This is a genomic window from Paenibacillus shenyangensis (genome assembly GCF_000346635.1).
GTDB lineage: Bacteria > Bacillota > Bacilli > Paenibacillales > Paenibacillaceae > Saccharibacillus > Saccharibacillus dauci.
This window is the reverse complement of record NZ_AOIG01000046.1, coordinates 1-4,834: the sequence shown is the minus strand read 5'-3', so window position 1 is coordinate 4,834 and position 4,834 is coordinate 1. Positions and strand designations below refer to the sequence as shown.

5 protein-coding genes are annotated in these 4,834 nt (G+C 41.0%); 3 read left to right on the top strand and 2 right to left on the bottom strand.

The window, feature by feature from the left end; genetic code table 11:
• The first annotated feature begins 120 nt into the window (after positions 1–120).
• Positions 121–774: a glycoside hydrolase domain-containing protein gene (locus H065_RS0124650; protein ID WP_017815777.1), complete on the top strand. Its 654-nt coding sequence runs from the start codon at positions 121–123 to the stop codon at positions 772–774.
• A gap of 220 nt (positions 775–994) precedes the next feature.
• Here the strand turns inward: H065_RS0124650 and H065_RS0124645 are convergent, their stop codons facing one another.
• The gene (locus H065_RS0124645; RefSeq protein WP_017815776.1) at positions 995–1,675 is read right to left on the bottom strand and encodes a hypothetical protein; all 681 of its coding nucleotides are present in this window, start codon (positions 1,673–1,675) and stop codon (positions 995–997) included.
• Between the two features lie 440 nt (positions 1,676–2,115).
• Between H065_RS0124645 and H065_RS0124640 the strand changes: the two genes are divergently transcribed.
• Both H065_RS0124640 and H065_RS0124635 read left to right on the top strand, forming a co-directional pair.
• Positions 2,116–3,087: a YndJ family transporter gene (locus H065_RS0124640; RefSeq protein WP_017815775.1), complete on the top strand. Its 972-nt coding sequence runs from the start codon at positions 2,116–2,118 to the stop codon at positions 3,085–3,087.
• A 198-nt stretch (positions 3,088–3,285) separates the two neighbouring features.
• A complete protein-coding gene (locus H065_RS0124635) occupies positions 3,286–3,948 on the top strand; it encodes a YczE/YyaS/YitT family protein (protein WP_017815774.1) in 663 nt (220 codons plus the stop codon).
• Positions 3,949–4,103: 155 nt separating this feature from the next.
• Here H065_RS0124635 and H065_RS0124630 read toward each other — a convergent pair whose 3' ends face one another.
• On the bottom strand, positions 4,104–4,505 hold the full coding sequence (locus tag H065_RS0124630) for a VOC family protein (protein WP_017815773.1): 402 nt from the start codon (positions 4,503–4,505) through the stop codon (positions 4,104–4,106).
• Positions 4,506–4,834 lie beyond the last annotated feature (329 nt).

The following is a 4,834-nucleotide window of genomic DNA, read 5'->3' as shown; positions in this document are numbered from 1 at the left end:
TCGGGTTTTAAAACACGCCCTAAAATCAAAAAAAATTCGAATTGAAGTTGTAAGAAGGGAGTAGAAATCTCCTTTATAAGTGAAGAGCTCTTCAAAACAAAACAAAAAGGAGAATGTCCAATGGCTTATTATGGTTTTGATAAACGGGATTATGTAGGGGCGACAAATATGCAGAAGATTTATGCATTAGGTAAGTTTTCTTATTCTGGTTTCTATCTCACTTCTCCACATTATGGCGGTACCGGTTATACGAGTGCTGCTCGACAAACAATCGCGAACTTGGGTATGGGATTCATGATCTACTACGTAGGAAGACAAACAACTGATTCTGCAACACTTAAAACAAGTGCGCAAGGCGCTAAAGATGCAACAGATGCTATCGCTAAAGCAAAAGCTGTTGGATTCCGAGGAGGAATTATCTACCTCGACGTGGAAGGCGATGTTAAAGCAGATAGAGGAATGGATAACTATATCCTGGGCTTTTATGGTGGTCTCGAAGATAGTGCTTTTACAGCAGGTATTTATTGTTCTAGTACATCTGCTAGTCATATTTACAATCTTTTCAATGGTAGAACACGTCCACGATTTATCATTGCCAGATACGATCCTGCTGTTGCAAATAAATACTCAGGATTAACACCTACAGGCAGTGGGCATTCATTTGCAACAACTTGGCAGTATCAGGAAAATGCTGTTGTCGCAGTACAAGGATATAATCTTCTCCTTGATTTAAATGTATCAGATTATAAAGATCCTTCTGCAGTAGGCTTTTAAAGCTTCATGAAAATTTCATCAGAACGTAAATAAGTAGAAAATGTCCACTTAACAAAGCTAAGTGGACACTTTCTACTGTTCTATGATAACGATTATTATTCCGACAAATAACAGTTAACTAAATATGCCAAATAGGATAGATGAAATTGACTTTTGAGAATGCTTAAAGTTGAATGATTGAAAAAAATGAATTCTAGATGTTTTATTAGCTTTTAGTGAATCAGTTACTAATTCTCTTGCATTTATTAGCCCCACCATAAGAGCATGTATCAAACAACTTGTTATCTCTAACGCTAAAGTATTTCCCATTTTCTTTATAAAAGATAGATTTTACTTCTGTTGCTTTTACAGGGTTGTCTTCTCCATCTCTCCAATCATCAATAAGAACTAAAAAATCCTCGCCATTTTTTAAATGCTTCAATTCTTCTTGAGTCAATTTACTAGATTGCTCCTCATCATTACGAACTGGATAATTAGATTTCTGCCCCAATTGCGACCCAATTGAAATGATGTCAGTTGGATTAGTAGGAGTGATAATAGCTGTTATTGCTTCAAAATCAATACTTATAAGCTCGTCATCTTTTAACTCATAAGATTTTAGTTTGCCTTCATATGGATGAGAACGCGTATCCGCAAAGACCCAAGAATTACTTTTTACTTTATCTTTGGATGGAGTCGATTCAGAAGGCACACTTTGCGAAGGTTCTGTTTTTGATTTAGCTACATTATCGCTTTGTGATTTTTCACTAATAGATTCAGAAGGTTTATTCTGCTGTTGAACTGCTTTCGTTTCTTCTGTTTTTGTAGAAGGGGAAATCGCTACATCACTATTCTCGCATCCAGCTGCAATGCCTATGAGGGATAGCGATAATAAACATTTTACTAGGCGTTGTTGATTCATTATCTGGTCTCCTTTTTGGTCTAAAGATAACTAGAGAAAGACTATGGCTTTTTCTAAATGATAACATTAACATTCATCTATTATGTTACATTCTTGACGTATAGATCATGCCAAACGTAAAGATAAAGTTACATATAAATTAAGTTTAATTAGAAATTCAATTTGATACTTTTAATATAAGTAACCCGTGGGCTAGTTGAAAAATAAAAATAGCCTTTGCCCAGAAAAATGTCCAAAATAAAAGTGACTAAACCCGATTTTGGAAGGTGGATCCCTGTGCAAAGACATCTTTATTCTACACAAAAACTACGCTCGGTATGACAAATCTATCGGCAAATAACTGTGTTAAACTATTTAAAACATCGCCTATCTATGAAAAACAATATCTTACAACCGGAGATTGTAAATATAACACTGAGTCTAGTTAGAAAGGAGCCACTATGTATCATTTCCAGAAACAACTAACGAAATCATTATTCGTACCAGTAATTCCAAGTGCAATCCTGATCATTCTAATATTCTCCCTTGATTACTTCCAATTAGAACTTGTTGAAAAATTTCTACTATTTGCAGCTTTCATTATTGTTCCTCTTGTCATTTTACTATTAAAATTTGACGAAAAAAGTCCTTCTCAACGCATCATCTATACCGCTATGAAGTGGTTCCAATTCCCTGCAGCGCTGCTTGCGCTGGCGTCTGTGATGAGCAGTAACATGTGGGGATTAGCAGGTACGTCGATACCCGGCATGCTCTCGCTTGGCTGGCTATTGCTCACCTTGCTGCTTGGTATATATGGGGTAACCACGATAATGATACATAAGGGTAAGGCAGCAGACATGGCGATTGGTGCAGGACTCATTTACTTTTTTATCGGAGGCATCTGGTTCACCTTGTATCAGTATCAATGGACATTCTTTCAAGCGACTCCTGCTACCCATGCATTAAGTTCGGTCCACTTTCATTTCTCCTCTGCGATCGTCCCGATTTTTATTGGTATGCTAGGACGGATCATGACAAAGAAAAACTGGTATCCGTGGGTCGTTGCTATCGATATTATTGGACCGGTCTTGATCGCGATCGGGATGATTTTCTCCAAGCCCATCGAGTACATCGGTGTGACATTGTTTGCTTGTAATATTGCAATTTATACCACGTATCTGCTTACGTACTTGAAGCGAAATCCATTATACAAAAAGGCAGCGGTTTTTTTAATTCTTTCATGCCTGGCTTTCTACACCATCGTCGTTGTTTCCATGTTCTATCCATTACTGAAAAGAAAGTTTGACTTAACGATCCTTGATTTCATCCCTATTTATGGGGCGCTGCATGCGTTTGGATTTGTTTTATTCGGATTAATCGGTTGGATATACATGATAGGCGCTCTAAAGCAAAAAAAGATTTACAACTATTAGTAACTGTATAGACACGTTAGTCTGAAGGATTATAAGTGAAAATTCACCCGGCTTTATTGAATACGAAGCATGTCGTTGTCACTATTCCAAAGCAATTCATGAAGTAAAAGACGGTACAGCCCGACTACAGAGACTGTGCTATAATGCCATCGTTATTCTTAACGAGCGGAATGATAATCTGACGATAGGACGGTTCATATGAGAGGATTCATCACTGCATTAACAGATCCAAAGCGATTAATTATTATGCTGGTCGGCAATATTTTTTTGGGTATGGGAATTAGTATTTTCAAATTGTCTGGTTTGGGGAACGACCCCTTCAGCGGTATGGTGATGGCACTTGCGGATACGAGCGGGATCACGTATGCCCGCTTTCTGATCTTGTTGAACCTGTCCTTGTTTGTGGTACAGCTTATCGCGGGACGCCGATTTATCGGAATGGGGACCATCGTAAATGCCGTATTTCTAGGCTACTTCGTTACCTTCTTCTATAATATTTGGTTAGATGTACTGGGCGAGCCCCAACTGCTGTGGCAGCGCGTGATTACGGTAGCCATCGGCGTCGTGGTATGCAGCTTCGGCGTATCCTTGTATCAGACTTCCAATGTCGGTATCGCTCCTTACGACTGTCTCTCCCTGCTGATGAGGGATCGCTTTCCGCAAGTTAGCTATTTCTGGCACCGAATGTTTACTGACGCGTTCTGTGCGTTGATTTGTTTTATTTTTGGAGGGATAATCGGGCTCGGGACACTGGTGTCCATGTTCGGTTTGGGGCCGATCATTCATTTCTTCAATGTGCATGTTGCGGAAAAGCTCCTCGGGGAAAGACGGTTGGAGGAAAAGGCGGAGTTGGAGATTTAACGATTCGTCTTTTCGCATACTGCGAACAAGCAAAAAGGAAACCCGGGGCATCGTGGATCTCAGCACCGGGATTACATTCAGCATCCGCTGCATCAGCGTTTGCTGCAGAGTGTGGGGCTATTCTATTTAAGGGATTATAGTTGTAGGCGATTCGTCTACCGATCTCTGAACCGTTCGATTGCGGCCTCGCTCACCGGTTCGAACAGATTAACCAGATTGCCGTCGGGATCACGGAACAGCATCGAACGATTCCCCCATGGCATCAGGGTCGGCTCTTGTACCCATTTATCGACCCACTGCTTTAGACGCTCATGCTCCGCTTCAAGGTTCTTCACGCGAAGCTCGATGATCATTGTGCGATTCGATGCGGCTACCACGGAATCGACCCCGAATAGCTGCGCAGTCTGAGAGTGGCCGATGGCAAGCGTGCCCGCCCCCATGACGATTTCAGCAAATACAGGCGCCGGCCGCTGCGCCACGATCCCCGTAACCTTTTCGTAAAACTCAACCAGACGATCTACATCGTCCGTGATGATGCGTACTGACGCGAAATTCATAAATAATCATCCTTTCTGCGATTCGAGGATAAGTTCGGCTGTTTGGCGTCACCGCTTTATAACCTGTTTGTATCGATGGGTTATCCGTTCGCATGTTTAATCATAACGAATCGCTACTGACAGCGTGATGTCAGTAGTCTTTTGAGGTTTTTATGATTTTTGCGAAAAAGGTTCCCTTGTTCCGGCAATCCTTCATTCGGACATCCGACCTGCCTTGAAGTTCGAGCACGGTGTCTAGTACGTCAACCGCTTAAACCTGAATTCGGCTTTCTTATAGCAAAAAGCCCTATCCGCCGATCCTTGAGGATTGAACTGCACCCCTTAAAATG